Origin of the sequence: Lactiplantibacillus herbarum, from assembly GCF_001039045.1 — a bacterium.
GTDB lineage: Bacteria > Bacillota > Bacilli > Lactobacillales > Lactobacillaceae > Lactiplantibacillus > Lactiplantibacillus herbarum.
The window spans coordinates 57,189-73,895 of the sequence record NZ_LFEE01000022.1 but is presented as its reverse complement, the minus strand read 5'-3'; the positions used below and the strand labels follow the sequence as shown (position 1 = coordinate 73,895).

The following is a 16,707-nucleotide window of genomic DNA, read 5'->3' as shown; positions in this document are numbered from 1 at the left end:
ATGATCGTTTTTAACTTTTTAGATTTAGTATTCAACGGGTCATTATTAAGATGGTTTTTGTTATTCCAACAAAATTTCTTAAGATTCGGCAGGTTCGAGGTGGCAAGTTCGAGGTTCATGGTAAAATAGAAGCATTGTTTTATGACGGCAAAATATGGGGATTACGTTTAAACGTAATGACAAGATAGGGGAACAGAATTTGATTAGAGCACGCAGAATGCCATTGGTCGTCTGGTATACCATTATGTTCATAGTGGTTGCCACGATTGCATACAGTGGTTTATTTTTAGCCGGCCGGACACTGATTTGGGAAGTGGACGGAATCGCGCAACATTTTCCGATTCTATTAGAATTTCAACGCATCTTGCAACACCACCCACAACAACTGATTAGTTGGTCGTGGAATCTCGGGTTAGGGGCCGATCAGCTGACCACTTTTGCGTACTACGTGGTGGGTGATCCGTTTAATTACTTGGTGGCGTTGGTCCCACAAGCAAAATTGGAGTGGGCTTATCAAGCGTTGATCCTGTTGCGTTTGTACTGCGTGGGGCTGGCCTTCTTAGGATTCAGTCAGCAGTTCAAATTCAAGCGGTTTAGCCAACTGGTTGGTGCGTTAACGTACACGTTTACGGGCTATACGTTCTACGTGGGGATGCACCACCCATTCTTCCTGTTACCGATGATCTGGTTCCCACTGATGTGTTGGGCGATCGAGCGGGTCTTACGTGGCCGGCATTGGTTACCGTTGAGCCTGATTACGGCCGTTGTGATTATTAGTAACTTTTACTTCGCGTACTTGCTAGCACTGGGGAGCTTGATCTACGCGTTAGTCCGGTTTTGGGCGCGACGCCGAGAAAACGTACCGATGCGATCGTTTTTGCAGTTGTTATGGCGTTTAGCCGTTGCTGTGGGACTGGGCGTTTTACTGGCGAGTGTCGTCTTTATTCCGACGCTAATCGCTATGCTACATGCGACTCGGGCAAGTTTTAATTTTGCTAACGGGCTGACCAGCTACCCAATTAATTACTATGTCAATTTACCTAACCGCTTACTGACAGACGGTGGTAGTGTGCAATATTGGGTGACCTTAGGATTGAGCAGTATCAGTTTTCTGGCAGTTATCTATACGTTCCGACATTTCAAACGCTATTGGGTCCTTAATTGGGTCTTGATTGTGATGATGATCGGAATTCTTTTACCAAGTTTTGCAGCCGTATTTAACGTCTTTTCGACGCCATCTAACCGGTGGCTGCTGATGGCAACGCTAGTCTTTGCCTTTGCTACGATGATCTTTATCGATCATATTACTGAGTTAACGGTGGGAGACTTGAAGTGGATTTCCGGAATCAGTGTTGGGCTACTAGTAGTGATTTGGTTGATCAACGGCTTCTACCTCAATATTCGCAAGCATGATATTGCGACTTATCTGATTTTATTAGCGTTGATCGGCGTTCTGTTAGCCAAACAGAGCTTGAAGTTGACGTCACGACAGTTTTACGTGCTACTACTGGGTGTAGTTACCCTGAACCTAGCAAATAATGGGTTGGGCTGGCTCAGTATTAATACGAACTCGAACAGCACGGAACAGATTCGACGGGGCACGGCAATGAAATGGGTCAAAGACTATTTTGATGGTGCCGAAACGAGCTTACCGACTGGCGGACAATTCTACCGCACCGCATTGCTACCAAATTATTATACGATGCGTTCGGCTGAAAGTGATGTTCCGATGGCATTGGGCACACATACCGTGGGATCGTATTTCTCCGTTCAGAGCGGTTATGTCGGGGACTTTAGTCAGGCCTTGGGTAATTCTGAGTACGCGATGAATTCACCGTTAGGTTCCTTAGATGGGCGAACCACGATGAATAATCTATTAGGCGTGAAATACCTCTTTGCACGTGAGGATCAGCTGAAGAAACAGGCGTTACCAGCTGGATACGAAGTGATTAAGATGAAGAATGGCCAGTCGAAGATCTTCGCCGATAAATTTATTTATGGGATGAGTAATCATACTGGAACGGTGTTGCTGAAGTCTAAGAACGCCTTGCCATTAGTTTATACGCAGACACAGCAGATTAGTACGCGTCAGTTTAACCGTTTAACGGCGGTGGAACGTGAACGAGCGTTGCTGCAAGGGGCAGTTACAACCAGTAAAGTTAGTGGTGTTAAGACGATTACGCCAACTAAGGTGGGCAAAAATGTCGCGTATACTACGCAAGCGGACACGACCAACGTGCTCGACAGTTTGGATAAGGTTGCTATTTATCGCAACCAGCACGCAACCGGGACGTCCAACAATGCGTTGACGAAGCTGCCGGCTGATACGATCACGCTAACACCGGAACAACGGGAAAGCTTGATACCAGCGGCTGGTTTGACGAAGCCGTCGAACCGTTTGTTGAATCTGATTGCGGCTAATCAGCAACTTATACAGAAGAATCAACAGCAGAATGCATCGGGACTCAAGACAATGGTCAGCGACGTGCAGGGCCACCAAGTGCCTTATCAGCTGACGATAAAGAATCCGAAGCGTTACCGTAATACGGAGCTGTACCTGGTCTTAGACGGCATTAGTTACAGTCAGTCATCCTTCAAGCACGAGCTGACAACCAGCCAGAACACGAATGTCTTTACGTCACGACCATATACTAAGGTCGACTATTTGGATGATGTACGTGATAACTTGAAGGGCAATCTCGGTGCCAGTGGCTACACCTTGACTGCTCAAACAACTGATAACTTAACGAGCTTTAGCCAGTTGGGAACAATTAACATGTCGGATTATGAACAGCGTAAGACGGCGGTCATTAATCTCGGCTATAGCAAGCATGCTCGTGAATTGATCACGCTGAACTTTACGAGTATTCGTGATTTGAACTTTAAGTCAGCTAAATTAGTGGCGGTGCCGTTTGGCAAATCGTATCAAAAGCAGACGAGTCAATTACAAAAGGCTGGACTGAAAAATCAGCAGGTGACTGATAATCAAGTAACGGGTGAGACTACGACGACGCAAGCAAGTGTCCTGACGACTTCGATTCCATATTCAAGTGGCTGGCGATTACAAGTTGACGGTCATCAAGTCGCAACGCAGGTTGTTAATCGTGGTTTCGTTGGTGCCAAATTGACAGCTGGTCACCACCGGATTAAGCTAACTTATCAGACACCGGGACTGAAACTCGGTGCTGTCTTAAGTGCAATTGGTGTACTGGTCGCCATTATAACGGCTGCTTGGTGGCATTTTCGACGAGTAACTGTAGGAAAATAACTATTTTTATAAAGCAGTGATTGAAGGGCCTAGTCTAAGTGATTAGGCCCTTTTTAGTGTAATCTATCAGAAGTTAGTAAGCGATTTAACGATTCTCATTAAATAATTATTATAAAAAAATTAATAATATGCTATTATATTTGAGAAGTGACTTTAATGTTTAAAGTTATTAATTAATAGGGGGCATCATCAGATGAGACAGCAACATTCAATCAAAGGGCGTTATGTCGGGGCAACGGTTGCATTATTTAGTGTGGCATTACTAGCTAAGACACCGATCGCACAGGCAGACACAACGGGGCAAACAACTGATCAAACATCAGCTGTTAAGGCAACAAGTGCTAGTACACAGTCAGCAGTAACGCTAAAATCAACTACTGATACGACCAGCGCAGCAGCTACTAGCAGTAGTAGTACGGCTGCATCTGCTAGCAGCCAATCAACTAGCTCAGCTACCAGCGCTAGCACGCAGTCGAGTGCAAAGTCAGCAACAACTAGCCAGGCAATTGCTACCAAGACAGCGGCCAGTGCTGCAACGAGTGCGGCTACAACCGCTAATTCAGCAGCCAGTGCGACATCAAGTAGTGCAAGTTCAAGCGCAACTGCTAAGAAAACTGCGAACGTGACTGTAAATTATGTGAATAAACGGACCGGCAAAACCATTCATGCAGCTAAAGTGCTTACTGGAACAGTTGGTCAAACTTACGATGCTAGTAAGACTGCGGTAACGGTCGATGGTTACACGTTATCACAACAACCTACTAACTTAACGGGGACTTACAGTGCAGACACAACTTTAACTTGGGTGTACGCACCTAAGAAGGTTACTGTAACGGTTGATGCATACTGGTATAATGATGAAAATGATCCTGATGCTGCCGCATGGTGGGATAGCTATGACGTAACGGGTTACGTTGGTGATACCATTACGGTCAAAGCTGCTGATTACTCAGATGATGAGTTGGCATTAGACGATGATGCATCAACGCAAACGATTACGTTGAAGGCTAAGGATAACGTCGTTGAATTTTACTATGATGATACGACTGAATATGATGAATACGACAACATTGAAGATTATGAAGATATCGAACAAGATGTTGACGACTTTGACAACATGGATAACGTTGAGTCAAGCACGATCCTTGAAGATTTCAAAGATTTAACTATTGGAACAGTTAATGTTGACAACAAACTATTTTTAGTTGGTAACAATCATGCTGATGGTTCTGCTGTGATTATCGCTTGGTTCCCAGGCGAGGACCAACAAACTTATGATGTTACGGCAGCAAATGGCGAAACTGAAATTGGTTGGTTGAATTCTGGTGTCAACACGATTACCATTGGTGGCGAAACTTACAAGTTATCATGGGGTTCAAAGATCGTTACAGTTTATCGTCAACTGGCTAATGGTCAAGTCATGGGTTATGAAGTTGACGCTACAACTGGCGAAATCTTGAATGCTTATGTAAGTAGCCGTCCTACTAACGGACAATGGCAAGTATGGCAACGTAACTTCCAAACTAACACGACAACGACGACGCAAATCTCTGCTGACCAGGCAAAACAATTAGCACAGTGTGCGGCTTTGACAGCAACTGCTAAGACGGTTGCACACACGAAGCAGGTCGCAACTAAGGCTCAAGCACAAAATACTGCTAAGACGTTGCCACAAACTGGCGAACAACGTTCTGGGCGGGCTGCTTTAATCGGCGGTGCGTTATTAGCTGTTGCTGGTTTAGCTTGGATCGGTTTACGTAAACATTAAGCTATCAGTTTAAAAATAGGCTTGAAAGATAGCTTAGATTGAAAATAAACAGGTAGTAACTTCTCGCTTTTGAGAAGCTACTACCTGTTTTTGTGTTGGTGTTTATACTTAGTTAGGATTATTAGAGTTTATTTCAAGCGTAGCGTCAGACTTAAGATGTTTAGCTTGGTCAATTTTAGGCGCTGATTCTAAATGTACGAGAATCCGAGCTGCGAGCGCCTTGAATTCATCAGTGGACCAGTCATCTGCTGAATCCAGCGAATTGATGAGTAGATTCCATAAACCACCCGCAATGAAGTAATAGACTTCAGGATCAACAACTTCCCCAATCAAACGATCACGTAACTTAGGCATAAAGACTTGTAGTAGTAGAAATAAACGTTGATTTACGGCTAAAGAGTGTAAAAAGTCACGGAAACCTTGCCAAAAATCAAAGAACCGTAACATCAAAGTTTGAAAGTCCAACTGAGTTAAGTCTGCTAATTGTGCAATGAATTCATCACAAATCTGTTCTAAATAATACGTCATAACATCATCAACCGTTGTAAAGTGACGATAAAAAGTTCGGCGTGCTAAGTCTGCTTGCTGAGTTAATGCAGTAATTGTGATTTCTTGGTAGGGTGTTTTGGCCATTAAAACCAGTAATGCTTCAGCTAGCCATTGTTTTGATTGCGCCTTTTGTGGGTTTTCTTTGCGTGTACGTGTCACAGTCAGCCTCCTTTTGTAGCACTTATCTGAATACCATTGACGTTGATTTATACCAATGATTATAATGCTTTTGGTTAGGTGTCACAATTGTGACACAAAAAATAATGGAGGTCGCTTAATGAAAAAATTCTTAGATAAGTTTACGCAATTACATGTCTATATCGATATCATTAGCTTTATTTTGGTTACTACGTTGCTGTTAATACGCTGGTCTACCTTGACTAACTATGCTCGCTTGGCATACGCCTTAATGAGTGTGATGTGTTTACATCAATTGGAAGAGTATCGCTTTCCGGGCGGCTTTCTCTGGGGATTCAATAAGATACTTGGTGCCAAGGATCCTATTCGTTATCCGGGGAATCGGCTATCAGCATCTACGGTGGATATTATTTCTTTTATTTTGACGATTCCACCACTACTAATGGGCTGTTCACCACGCTTAGCCGCTATCTTTGCCATTTTCGCCTTAATTGAAGCGGTATTGCACACTTACTTTGGTTTTTCCATGTTAGTAAAATTTCATCAGTTAGGCAAAGATACAATTTATTTTCCAGGCAATGCTACCGCCTGGTTTCTGTTTACGCCACTTGCACTCGCATTAGTTAACGAGCTAGTTGGCAATCACTTATTATCGGCGACCGGCTGGTTACAAGCAATTGGCATGATTCTAGCGTTTATGGTTGTTGTAATGGCGGTACTAACATTGACGCTGAAAGATCCTCACAGTCCCTACATCTATCGAACAGAGCCTCGTGAAGGTTATTTTAAAAAATACATTAAGTAATGGCTAAGCTAGAGGCTGTTATTAATTAAGCATAAAATAAAACGCGTTGGAAAATAACTTTCCAGCGCGTTTTATTTATTCTGCCTGTACCATCTGAATGAGTTGATCTGGAACAGTCGGTGGTGGCGTTAATTTTTGCCATTCCTCAGCAGTCAATAACATGACCAACGCCTTACTTGTCGTGGTTAGCCACGTCTTACGAGGAGTGACGGACGCCATGGTTGCCGTGATGTCCTCGTTGACTTCTTGTTCCGTAATCTGCCAGAGTCGATGGGTCACCTGATCTTGATCGGTTAGCGTTAAGACGGGGTCAAAATGACCAACCCAGTCATCAATCAGCATTTCCATGACTGGTTGCTGAGGATAGAGTACCGTATCGATCATCCCCGGAATCATCGTGGTGACGGTTTGATCCACGGGCCAGCTAGCGATGAGTCGCCACTGGTGGATGCCGTTTTTGGTCAGTTCGTACCAGTAATAGCTATTACCAGTTTGAGTCGCCGTATCATCAGCCGTTAAGTTAGGGTTATCAGTTTGAAGTTTAGTTTGCCCAGCTGCATTTGGCAGACTGGCAGTAAAAGGGTTTATTTCCATAGGGTAGACGCCTCCTGAGGTTCTGAGCATAGCATGAATGTTTGGTTGCCGGCAAGTATTCGGCTGCTGTAGTTTGCGGTTGAGACTAAGTTCCGGCGAATTTTTTGTGAACGCGGTAGTATTAAGCGACTGGTAAAATGTGGTACAATTTAGCAAGCAAACATACGTTTTATAAAGACAGTATCAGCGACTTATACGAGCGGTTCGGCCCTCGTGTTGGGAATAACTAAAAAATTGGATTTTACAGCAATCAAGGTGGGCCTCATTAAGACCCAGCAGACTTGTCTCAAGCTAAAGGAGTTTTTTTCAGTGTATGAATACTTTCTCGGTCAGATAACCGATGTAACACCAATTTTTATTGTCATGGAGGTAGCGGGGATTGGCTACAAAGTGCTGGCAGCGAATCCGTACCGTTACCAAGTAGGGGAAACGGCCGTTAAATTATATATTCATCAGGCTGTGAGTGAAAATGGTATGAGCCTCTTTGGATTCTATGATGCGGATGAAAAGGCCCTGTTTGAAAAATTACTCGGTGTTTCCGGTATCGGTCCTAAGTCGGCTTTAGCAATTCTAGCTAATAGCGATCACTCCGGATTGATTCAAGCCATCAATCAGGAAAATGCCACTTACTTAACGAGTTTCCCCGGTGTGGGTAAGAAGACGGCTCAACAGATTGTCTTAGACTTAAAGGGTAAGCTCAATGACCTCAACGTTGAAACAACGGGTCAAACGACCTTAGACATGGCAACACCAGCCGTTGACGGTGCCTTAGCGGATGCATTGGCAGCGTTAGAAGCGCTCGGCTACTCAGCTAGAGAAGTTAAGCGGATTACTAAGAAATTAGAAGAATTCAGTCAAACGAATAAAGTTGATACGAACGCACTATTGAGTGAAGGATTACGGTTATTGACCAAGTAGGGAGGATCATTAATGGACGATGACAAATTATTATCCGGTGATAAGGCGGATTCAGCCGAAGCCTCTTTAGAAAAGTCGCTTCGTCCGCAATTTTTGGCCCAATACATCGGTCAAGACCGGGTTAAGCACGAATTAGGGGTCTACATCGAAGCTGCCCGCAAACGGGAAGAGTCGTTAGACCACGTGCTATTATATGGGCCACCGGGTCTTGGTAAGACAACGTTAGCGATGGTTATTGCTAATGAAATGCAAGTTAACATTCGAACCACTAGTGGCCCGGCCATTGAGAAACCTGGTGACTTGGTTGCCCTGTTGAACGAATTGGAACCTGGCGACATCTTATTTATCGATGAAATTCACCGGTTACCTAAGATTGTGGAAGAAATGCTGTACTCAGCGATGGAAGATTTTTATATCGACATCGTGGTCGGGCAGGGACCAACTGCGCATCCTGTTCATTTTCCGTTGCCACCATTCACGTTGATTGGGGCAACAACGCGGGCTGGGATGCTTTCAGCACCGCTACGTGATCGTTTTGGAATTGTCGAGCACATGGCGTATTATGAAGTCAGTGATCTAGAAGACATCGTCAAACGGACTGCGGACATTTTTCAGACGAGTATCAAACCGTCTGGCGCGCACGAAATTGGTCGACGTTCCCGTGGTACGCCCCGGATTGCTAACCGCTTGTTTAAGCGGATTCGTGACTTTGCCGAGGTAGCTGATCAAGATGATATCGATGAAGTGATCGTGAGCCGTTCGTTGACTTACTTACGAGTTGACGACGCTGGTTTAAATGAGACCGACAACAAGTTACTGCGGACGATGTTAGAGTACTACGATGGTGGACCAGTCGGACTGTCCACCTTAGCGGCCAATATCGGTGAAGAAACTGAAACGGTTGCCGAAGTGGTCGAACCATACCTATTACAGATTGGTTTTCTGAAACGCACCCAACGCGGCCGGGTCGTAACGATTAAAGGTTATGAACACTTAGGGTTTCCATATCCCCAAAATAATTAAAAGAATAAGAGGTTACAACATGAGCTTAACACTTGAAGATTTTGATTATGATCTCCCACATGAATTAATTGCGCAAACCCCTATCGAAAAGCGTGATACGTCACGTTTGTTGGAATTAGATCGTCAGACCGGTGAGATGCAGGACAAGCATTTCTACGATATTATCGATCAATTGAACCCTGGTGATGCAGTCGTCATGAATAATTCACGGGTCATGCCAGCACGTTTGTACGGCATTAAACCTGAAACGGGTGGTCACGCTGAAGTATTGCTATTGCATAATACGGAAGGTGACGAATGGGAAACCCTGATGAAGCCTGGGAAGCGGATCAGAGTTGGTACGGTGGTCTCATTTGGTGATGGGCGTTTAACGGCGACAGTCACTGCTGAAAAAGAAGACGGCATTCGGATCATCAAGTTCAACTATGAAGGTATCTTTATGGAAGTCTTGGAGAGCTTAGGTGAAGCACCACTACCACCTTATATCAAAGAGAAGTTGGACGATCCAGATCGTTACCAGACGGTTTACGCTAAGGAAAATGGCTCGGCTGCCGCACCAACTGCCGGTTTACATTGGACGAAGGAGCTCTTGCAAAAGGTTCAGGACAAGGGCGTTAAATTGGTTTATTTGACCCTGCACGTGGGCTTAGGAACGTTTCGACCAGTTGAAGAGGATAACATTGAGGATCACAAGATGCACAGTGAATTTTATCAATTAGATGAAGAAGCTGCCAAGACCTTAAATGAAGTTCGTCAAAACGGTGGTCGCATCATTGCGACTGGGACGACCTCGATTCGGACGTTAGAAACGATTGGTTCGAAGTTTGATGGTGAGATCAAGCCTGATTCTGGGTGGACGGATATATTCATTAAGCCTGGTTACCAGTGGAAAGTTGTGGATGCTTTTATTACGAACTTCCATTTACCAAAATCAACGTTGGTGATGCTAGTAGCCGCCTTTACGGGCCGTGACATGATCTTGAACGCATACCAACATGCTATTGATGAAAAGTACCGCTTCTTTAGCTTTGGCGATGCGATGTTTGTGCACTAGTAAATATGAGAATGGGCCAAAAGCCAGGTAGTTACTGAGCATAGCCTAGGAAGCCGAATGATTGGGGTTTTCGATCGGTTGGTTTCCGTAGCTAAGCGGAGGTAACTGGCTTTTGGTGCACGTTTTGATCATTAATATTTGAAATGCGGAGGGGGACTATGTCTTATGTCACAGTCCCTTTTTTGCACGCAAGGTCACTGGTTTGCGTGGTTGTTTCATGCTATGATTAGCAGAGTTTAGCAACAGTTTTGATACGGAGGAACTTTTATGGAACCGGCAATTAAATACCGATTAATTAAGAAAGAAAAACATACGGGCGCACGGCTTGGGGAATTGATCACACCACATGGGACATTCCCAACGCCTATGTTTATGCCCGTGGGAACCTTGGCAAGTGTTAAGTCACTAGCACCTGAAGAGCTCGAATCAATGGGGGCAGGTGTTGTTCTATCGAATACTTACCACCTTTGGTTACGGCCGGGTGAACAGATCGTCAAAGAAGCTGGCGGCTTGCATAAGTTTATGAATTGGAATAAGGGAATCTTGACCGATTCAGGTGGTTTCCAAGTCTTTTCACTGGCTAAAAATCGTGATATCAGTGAAGAAGGGGTTCGTTTCAAGAATCATCTGAACGGGGATAAGATGTTCTTATCGCCGGAAAAAGCGATTCAGATCGAAAACGACTTAGGTCCAGACATCATGATGAGTTTCGATGAATGTCCACCATTCTTCGAAAGTTATGACTATGTCAGCAAGTCAGTCGCTCGAACTAGCCGTTGGGCGGAACGGGGCTTGAAAGTTCACCAACATCCAGACTATCAAGGACTGTTTGGAATCGTTCAGGGTGCTGGCTTCAAGGATCTTCGTGAACAGAGTGCTAAAGACTTGGTCAGCCTCGATTTCCCTGGTTATTCCATCGGTGGGTTATCCGTTGGTGAATCTAAGGCCGAGATGAACCATGTGTTGGACTTCACGACGCCACTCTTGCCTGAGAATAAACCACGCTACTTGATGGGTGTGGGATCAGCGGATGCCTTGATTGATGGGGCAATGCGTGGTGTTGATATGTTCGACTGTGTCTTACCAACCCGGATTGCCCGTAATGGGACTTGTATGACGTCACACGGTCGCTTAGTCGTTAAGAATGCGAAATATGCGCGTGATTTTGCACCGCTGGATGAGAACTGTGATTGCTATACGTGTCGCAACTTCTCACGGGCTTATATTCGCCACTTGATAAAGGCCAACGAGGCGTTTGGTATCCGGTTAACGAGTTATCATAATCTATACTTCTTACTGAACTTGATGAAAAATGTTCGGCAAGCGATTATGGATGATAATTTACTAGAATTTCGGCAAGACTTCTTTGAAATGTACGGCTTTAACGCTGAAAATCCGAAAAACTTCTAGTGATACTAGTAATTTTGAGTGTAATTTGTTAAAGTTAAAGATAGTCAAACTTTCAATTAGATTAGGAGCGATATATAATGAATAGTTCAATGATGTCAATCGTATTTATCGTGGTCATGTTTGGATTCTTATACTTCTTCATGATCCGTCCACAACGTAAACAACAACAACAACACCAAAGCATGCTAAAACAAGTTAAACGTGGCGATAAGGTAACAACTATCGGCCGTTTGCACGGTGTCGTTGATGAAGTCAACGAAGCCGAAAAGACAGTTACTTTAGACTGTGACGGGATTTTCTTAGTATTTGACATTACTGCAATTGCCAAAGTTTCACCAATTGAAGAAGCTAAGGATGCAACCGTAGCACCTGAATCAGATGCTGCAGTTTCAGCTGATAATCACATTGCTGATAGTGAAGCTGAAGATACGGATTCTGAAGCAAAATAAGTCATTTAAAATAAGTACTGGTTATTTTATTAAATAACTGGTGCTTATTTTTTTGTCTATAATTATTTATCAATACTCAATAAAATGCTTATTAGCTGGGAGAACCTACCATGGGAACGATCTCAGTCAAAATATGCTAGTTAAACTCATTTAAGTAACGGTCTCTTCCGCCTACCGGGGCACCCTGACAATGATTGGAACGTGGTGGGCACACTTAAAGCTCAGCAAAACCCCGCTGCAATCTTTAAGCTTGGCCTTATCCTAGCCGAGAAAAGCACTCAGCCAAGGATAATTTCACCACTGAACATTGTCAGGGCGTCCCTCACGGCTGGATAGTGGTCGAAGATAACCTGACTGGTCGTGACTCCTAAATTCATCTAGATTATAATTTCTCAGTTTATGGGTGTGTACACCTACTCAATAAAAAAACAGTAACGGTTACTAGGAAAGCACCAGCTATATTCTTTTTGAAATAACGATCAGTCCAACTAAAGATAGGTAAAATATGCTCAATGTTTTGAAACCTAACTAGCCGTGAGGGGTGGTCTGACAGCGCTCAGCCATGAAATTACACTTAGCTGAGTGGTTTTTGCAGGTTAGTGTAAGGCCGAGTTTTGAGATGGCAAGTGGGTTGCTTGTGAGCTCAAAATCGTGCCCATGGCGTTCCAGCGTTGTCAGACTGCCCCGGTAGGCGGATAAAAGCGCACATACAGCAGTATAACAGGGAGGTAAATAGGATTTTAACAAGCATAATGCGTACGTCTCAGATTGATTTAACAGCTGATTTGAGGCAGGTGAGTTAATTTAATTGAGACCAGAACCACCATTTCGAACGTACGTTCATGTATAATGTTAATTATCAGAGGAGGGAAGCGGAATGGCCCAGTCAATTGTTGAAGCACCGATTCGAATCGATACCAGTCGTAAGATTATTCACGTTGATATGGACGCCTTTTATGCTTCCATCGAAGAACGAGAAAATCCTGCCTATAAGACCCAGCCACTGGTGATTGCGCATGATCCGCGGCAAACCGGTGGCCGGGGTGTCGTGACCACTGCTAACTATGTGGCACGGCAATTTGGGGTGCACTCAGCAATGCCGTCTCAAAAAGCTTTAGAAATGTGCCCGCAAGCTGTCTTTAAAACACCAAACTTCCCGTTATACCGTGAAGTGTCGGCACAGATCCATCAGATTTTTCACGAGTACACCGACATGATCGAACCGATTGCGTTTGATGAAGCCTACTTAGACGTTACAGATAATAAGAAACAGTTGCACAGTGCGGTTCAACTAGCTCACGAATTACAGCGTGAAATCTGGCGGAAAACACACTTAACCTGTTCAACTGGTATTTCATATAACAAGTTTATTGCGAAGTTAGCCTCGGACTATCGCAAGCCAGCTGGCGTAACCATCGTGTTGCCCCAGGATGCGGAAGCGTTCCTGCTCCGTGAACCGATTGAAAAGTTTCGGGGCGTCGGCAAGAAGACGGTACCCAAGATGCATGATTTAGGGATTATGACCGGTCAGGAGTTGTATGAACAAAAGGAACTTGATCTGATTAAGAATTTTGGTAAGCTCGGTTACATCTTATACCGGCGGGTTCGTGGTAGCGATGACCGACCCGTAGAATACTTACGTGAACGGAAGTCGATTGGTAAAGAGCGGACGTTTGGGCCGTTTCTACAGTCAACAACAGAAGTCAACACGCACCTTAAAGCGTTGGCGAAAATGGTCGCTGAAAGCATGCAAGGGCATCAACGCCACGGTAAGACCCTTGTTCTGAAATTACGTTACGGTGACTTTGTGACGATTACGAAGCGGCGGACATTTACGGAGTTCTTACCGAATGACGCAATCCAGTTTGATCAGTATGCGGAAGAAATCTTTGAAGACGTGGTTGATGAACACTTTGATTCGGGTATTCGGCTGTTGGGAATTACAATGACGGGCTTAGCGCCACTAGCGTTTGAGAACATCACATTACCGCTATATCCGAATGATAATTAATTTATTTGGCGCAAGGCCAATTGTTCGGTATACTGGAGTACTGTGACAGATTATTGGCCACCAGTAAATTTTGAGAGTGAGAAGGTTCATTTATGACCGTCCAAACAGCGATTTTTGAATTAATTAAACAAGCAAAAACAATTATTATTCACCGTCATCAACGGCCTGATCCAGATGCGATTGGGAGTCAGTTGGGGTTAGCTGATATTATCAAAACGAGTTTTCCAGATAAACGGGTCTTAGCACCAGGGAAACAGTACCATGGTTTTGACTGGCTAGGCCAAATGGATGAAGTGAGTGAAGAAGATTATCACGATGCGCTTGTCTTAGTCTTAGATACGGCTAACCAACCCCGCGTGGATGGTGAGTTCTATCAACAAGGCAAGACACTCGTTAAGATCGATCATCACCCCAATGATGATGCGTTTGGTGATCCACAGTGGGTTGACGTGGATGCTTCTAGCACTAGCGAAATGGTCTATAATTGGTATGCACAGTGTGGTGACGAATTAACGTTAACGGCTAACGCAGCCCGGTTATTGTACGCGGGGATCGTCGGCGATACTGGTCGTTTCTTATATTCCGCTACAAAGCCAAGTACGATGCGCGCAGCCGCTGGATTGATGGAAGCAGGTGCGGATGCTGAAACTGTTAACCGGATTGAAGACACGATTACGTTGCCCGTTGCCCGGTTATCAGCTTACGTCTACGAGCATCTGACTCAGTTAGATTCAGGCGCAGCTTACGTTATCTTAACCAACGATATCATGGATTCATTTGAGATTGGCGATGCCAGCACAGCCGGTGTCGTCCCATTACCTGGTCGCATTGATACCGTTAAATGTTGGGCGATCTTCGTTCAACAAAAGGAAGGCGACTATCGCATTCGTCTTCGTTCAAAGGGTCCAGCCATCAATGAACTTGCTAAGAAGCATGATGGTGGGGGCCACGCGTTGGCCAGTGGCGCAAAAGCCAGCGACCAACAAGAAATTGAAACGGTTGTCCGTGAATTGGACGCCGTTGCTAGTCACGATGAGAAAGAGGTTTAAATATGACCGCAAGTTTTGAAGATTTTAAATTGCAGCCGTTTTTAATGCAGGCATTGCAAGATATTAATTTCCGCAAGCCAACGACCGTTCAGGAACGTTTAATTCCAGTTATTGCAGCTGGGCGCAGCGTGATTGGTCAGTCAGCAACTGGTAGTGGGAAGACCCATACCTTCTTGCTACCAATGATCAATCAATTGAACATGGATGAACGCCGGGTCCAAGCTGTTATTACGACACCAAGTCGTGAATTGGCTTACCAGATCCAGGCAGCAGCCAAACAGTTGGTTCAACACAGCCCTAAGGCACTACACATTGGGTTGTACGTTGGTGGGACTGATAAGCAAGAACAGATTGAAAAGTTAGGCCGTAACCAACCACAACTGATTATTGGGACCCCAGGACGAATCCTCGATTTGGTTCGTGCTCAAGCGTTAGATATTCATCATGCGACTCAGCTAGTCGTTGATGAAGCTGATATGACGCTTGATCTTGGTTTCTTGAATGTTGTTGATCAGATTGCTGGACGGATGCCACCTAAGTTACAAATGTTAGTCTTTTCAGCTACGATGCCGCAAAAGCTAACGCCATTCTTGAAGAAGTACATGAACAATCCAGTTATGGAAGCAATCCCAGTTGAAACGGTTATCAGTCCAACGATTGATAACTGGTTGATCTCAACTAAGAGTAAGGATAAGAACACGATTATTTATCGCCTTTTAACGATTGGTGAACCATACTTGGTCTTAGTATTTGCCAATACTAAAGATCGGGTTCAGGAATTAACGCATTATTTACGTAAGCAAGGTTTGACTGTTGCCATGATTCATGGGGATATGAAGCCACGTGAACGTAAACGGGTGATGCGTGAAGTTCAACAATTGAAGTATCAATTCGTCGTTGCAACTGATTTAGCTGCACGTGGGATTGATATTGAAGGGGTATCACACGTTATTAATGACGATATTCCTACTGATTTGGAATTCTTTATTCACCGGGTTGGTCGGACTGGCCGTAATGGGATGTCTGGTACTGCGATTACACTCTATAGCCCTGGTGAAGAAGCCAAGGTTAGCGAAGTCGAAGCTTTAGGTGTTAAGTTTAAACCCAAAGCAATTCAGGATGATGAAATCGTGGATTCATATGATCGTAATCGTCGGGCTAATCGGGGACCAAAACAAGAAAAGCTCGATCCAACGTTGATTGGTTTCGTCAAGAAGTCCAAGAAGACCATCAAACCGGGTTACAAGCGTCGTATTCGTAAGAAGATCAGTGATAAGGCTAGAATGGATCGTCGGATCGAACAACGCGCTTCTGCACGTCAAGAACGTAAGGATCGCAAGTCTTAGGCTGAGTGAGCAAAGCACTCGGTTAAGCCCGTGTTAATAGCCGCGTTAAACGCTAGGGCTATTGACATTGGGACGTAAGTTTTCTATACTTTGCACAGTAAGGACATATTTAAACCCCACGTCAGTTTAGAAACGCTTTGGTTGCTGCAAAAAGTGCGGTGTGGTTTAGATGCTACCTGTGAGTAATGACTAGTCAACTAGTCCGTGTCTCAGCGTTAATGAGCTTAAGAGGTAAACGAATACATCGTTGCAAGCAAAGTGGTACCGCGTTAACAGCGTCTTTGCTAGCAACGGTGTTTTTTTGCCTTAAATACAGGATTAACAG

General features: G+C 44.4%; 13 protein-coding genes. 11 read left to right on the top strand and 2 right to left on the bottom strand.

The features are described from left to right. Nucleotides 1-154: 154 nt before the first annotated feature. Nucleotides 155-3,268, top strand: a complete 3,114-nt coding sequence (locus ACG95_RS08500) for a YfhO family protein (protein ID WP_048000123.1) — start codon at nt 155-157, stop codon at nt 3,266-3,268. Between the two features lie 193 nt (nt 3,269-3,461). Next, nucleotides 3,462-5,036: an LPXTG cell wall anchor domain-containing protein gene (locus tag ACG95_RS14005; protein WP_053072752.1), complete on the top strand. Its 1,575-nt coding sequence runs from the start codon at nt 3,462-3,464 to the stop codon at nt 5,034-5,036. A gap of 108 nt (nt 5,037-5,144) precedes the next feature. Here ACG95_RS14005 and ACG95_RS08490 read toward each other — a convergent pair whose 3' ends face one another. After that, a complete protein-coding gene (locus tag ACG95_RS08490) occupies nt 5,145-5,744 on the bottom strand; it encodes a TetR/AcrR family transcriptional regulator (RefSeq protein ID WP_048000122.1) in 600 nt (199 codons plus the stop codon). A gap of 118 nt (nt 5,745-5,862) precedes the next feature. Here ACG95_RS08490 and ACG95_RS08485 point away from each other — a divergent pair, with 118 nt between their 5' ends. After that, nucleotides 5,863-6,528: an HXXEE domain-containing protein gene (locus tag ACG95_RS08485; protein ID WP_048000121.1), complete on the top strand. Its 666-nt coding sequence runs from the start codon at nt 5,863-5,865 to the stop codon at nt 6,526-6,528. 75 nt (nt 6,529-6,603) lie between these two features. On the opposite strand, the gene ACG95_RS08480 is transcribed toward ACG95_RS08485, so the two are convergent. Beyond that, nucleotides 6,604-7,122 (bottom strand): hypothetical protein, encoded by a 519-nt coding sequence (locus ACG95_RS08480; protein WP_048000120.1) that lies wholly within the window; start codon nt 7,120-7,122, stop codon nt 6,604-6,606. A gap of 309 nt (nt 7,123-7,431) precedes the next feature. Here ACG95_RS08480 and ruvA point away from each other — a divergent pair, with 309 nt between their 5' ends. From ruvA to ACG95_RS08440, 8 genes are all read left to right on the top strand, one after another. Further along, complete coding sequence (gene ruvA / locus ACG95_RS08475; RefSeq protein ID WP_048000119.1) at nt 7,432-8,040, top strand: Holliday junction branch migration protein RuvA; 609 nt, start codon at nt 7,432-7,434, stop codon at nt 8,038-8,040. A 12-nt stretch (nt 8,041-8,052) separates the two neighbouring features. Further along, on the top strand, nt 8,053-9,063 hold the full coding sequence (gene ruvB, locus ACG95_RS08470; RefSeq protein WP_048000118.1) for a Holliday junction branch migration DNA helicase RuvB: 1,011 nt from the start codon (nt 8,053-8,055) through the stop codon (nt 9,061-9,063). Between the two features lie 19 nt (nt 9,064-9,082). After that, nucleotides 9,083-10,117 carry a tRNA preQ1(34) S-adenosylmethionine ribosyltransferase-isomerase QueA gene (gene queA / locus ACG95_RS08465; protein ID WP_048000117.1) on the top strand — a complete coding sequence of 345 codons (1,035 nt, stop codon included), beginning with the start codon at nt 9,083-9,085 and terminating at the stop codon, nt 10,115-10,117. A 267-nt stretch (nt 10,118-10,384) separates the two neighbouring features. Further along, complete coding sequence (gene tgt, locus ACG95_RS08460) at nt 10,385-11,527, top strand: tRNA guanosine(34) transglycosylase Tgt (protein ID WP_048000116.1); 1,143 nt, start codon at nt 10,385-10,387, stop codon at nt 11,525-11,527. A 77-nt stretch (nt 11,528-11,604) separates the two neighbouring features. Next, nucleotides 11,605-11,976: a preprotein translocase subunit YajC gene (yajC, locus tag ACG95_RS08455; protein ID WP_048000115.1), complete on the top strand. Its 372-nt coding sequence runs from the start codon at nt 11,605-11,607 to the stop codon at nt 11,974-11,976. Nucleotides 11,977-12,853: 877 nt separating this feature from the next. After that, on the top strand, nt 12,854-13,987 hold the full coding sequence (dinB, locus tag ACG95_RS08450; RefSeq protein WP_048000114.1) for a DNA polymerase IV: 1,134 nt from the start codon (nt 12,854-12,856) through the stop codon (nt 13,985-13,987). Nucleotides 13,988-14,079: 92 nt separating this feature from the next. Next, nucleotides 14,080-15,036 carry a DHH family phosphoesterase gene (locus ACG95_RS08445; protein WP_048000113.1) on the top strand — a complete coding sequence of 319 codons (957 nt, stop codon included), beginning with the start codon at nt 14,080-14,082 and terminating at the stop codon, nt 15,034-15,036. 2 nt (nt 15,037-15,038) lie between these two features. Next, on the top strand, nt 15,039-16,382 hold the full coding sequence (locus ACG95_RS08440) for a DEAD/DEAH box helicase (RefSeq protein ID WP_048000112.1): 1,344 nt from the start codon (nt 15,039-15,041) through the stop codon (nt 16,380-16,382). The last annotated feature ends 325 nt before the right edge of the window (nt 16,383-16,707 follow it).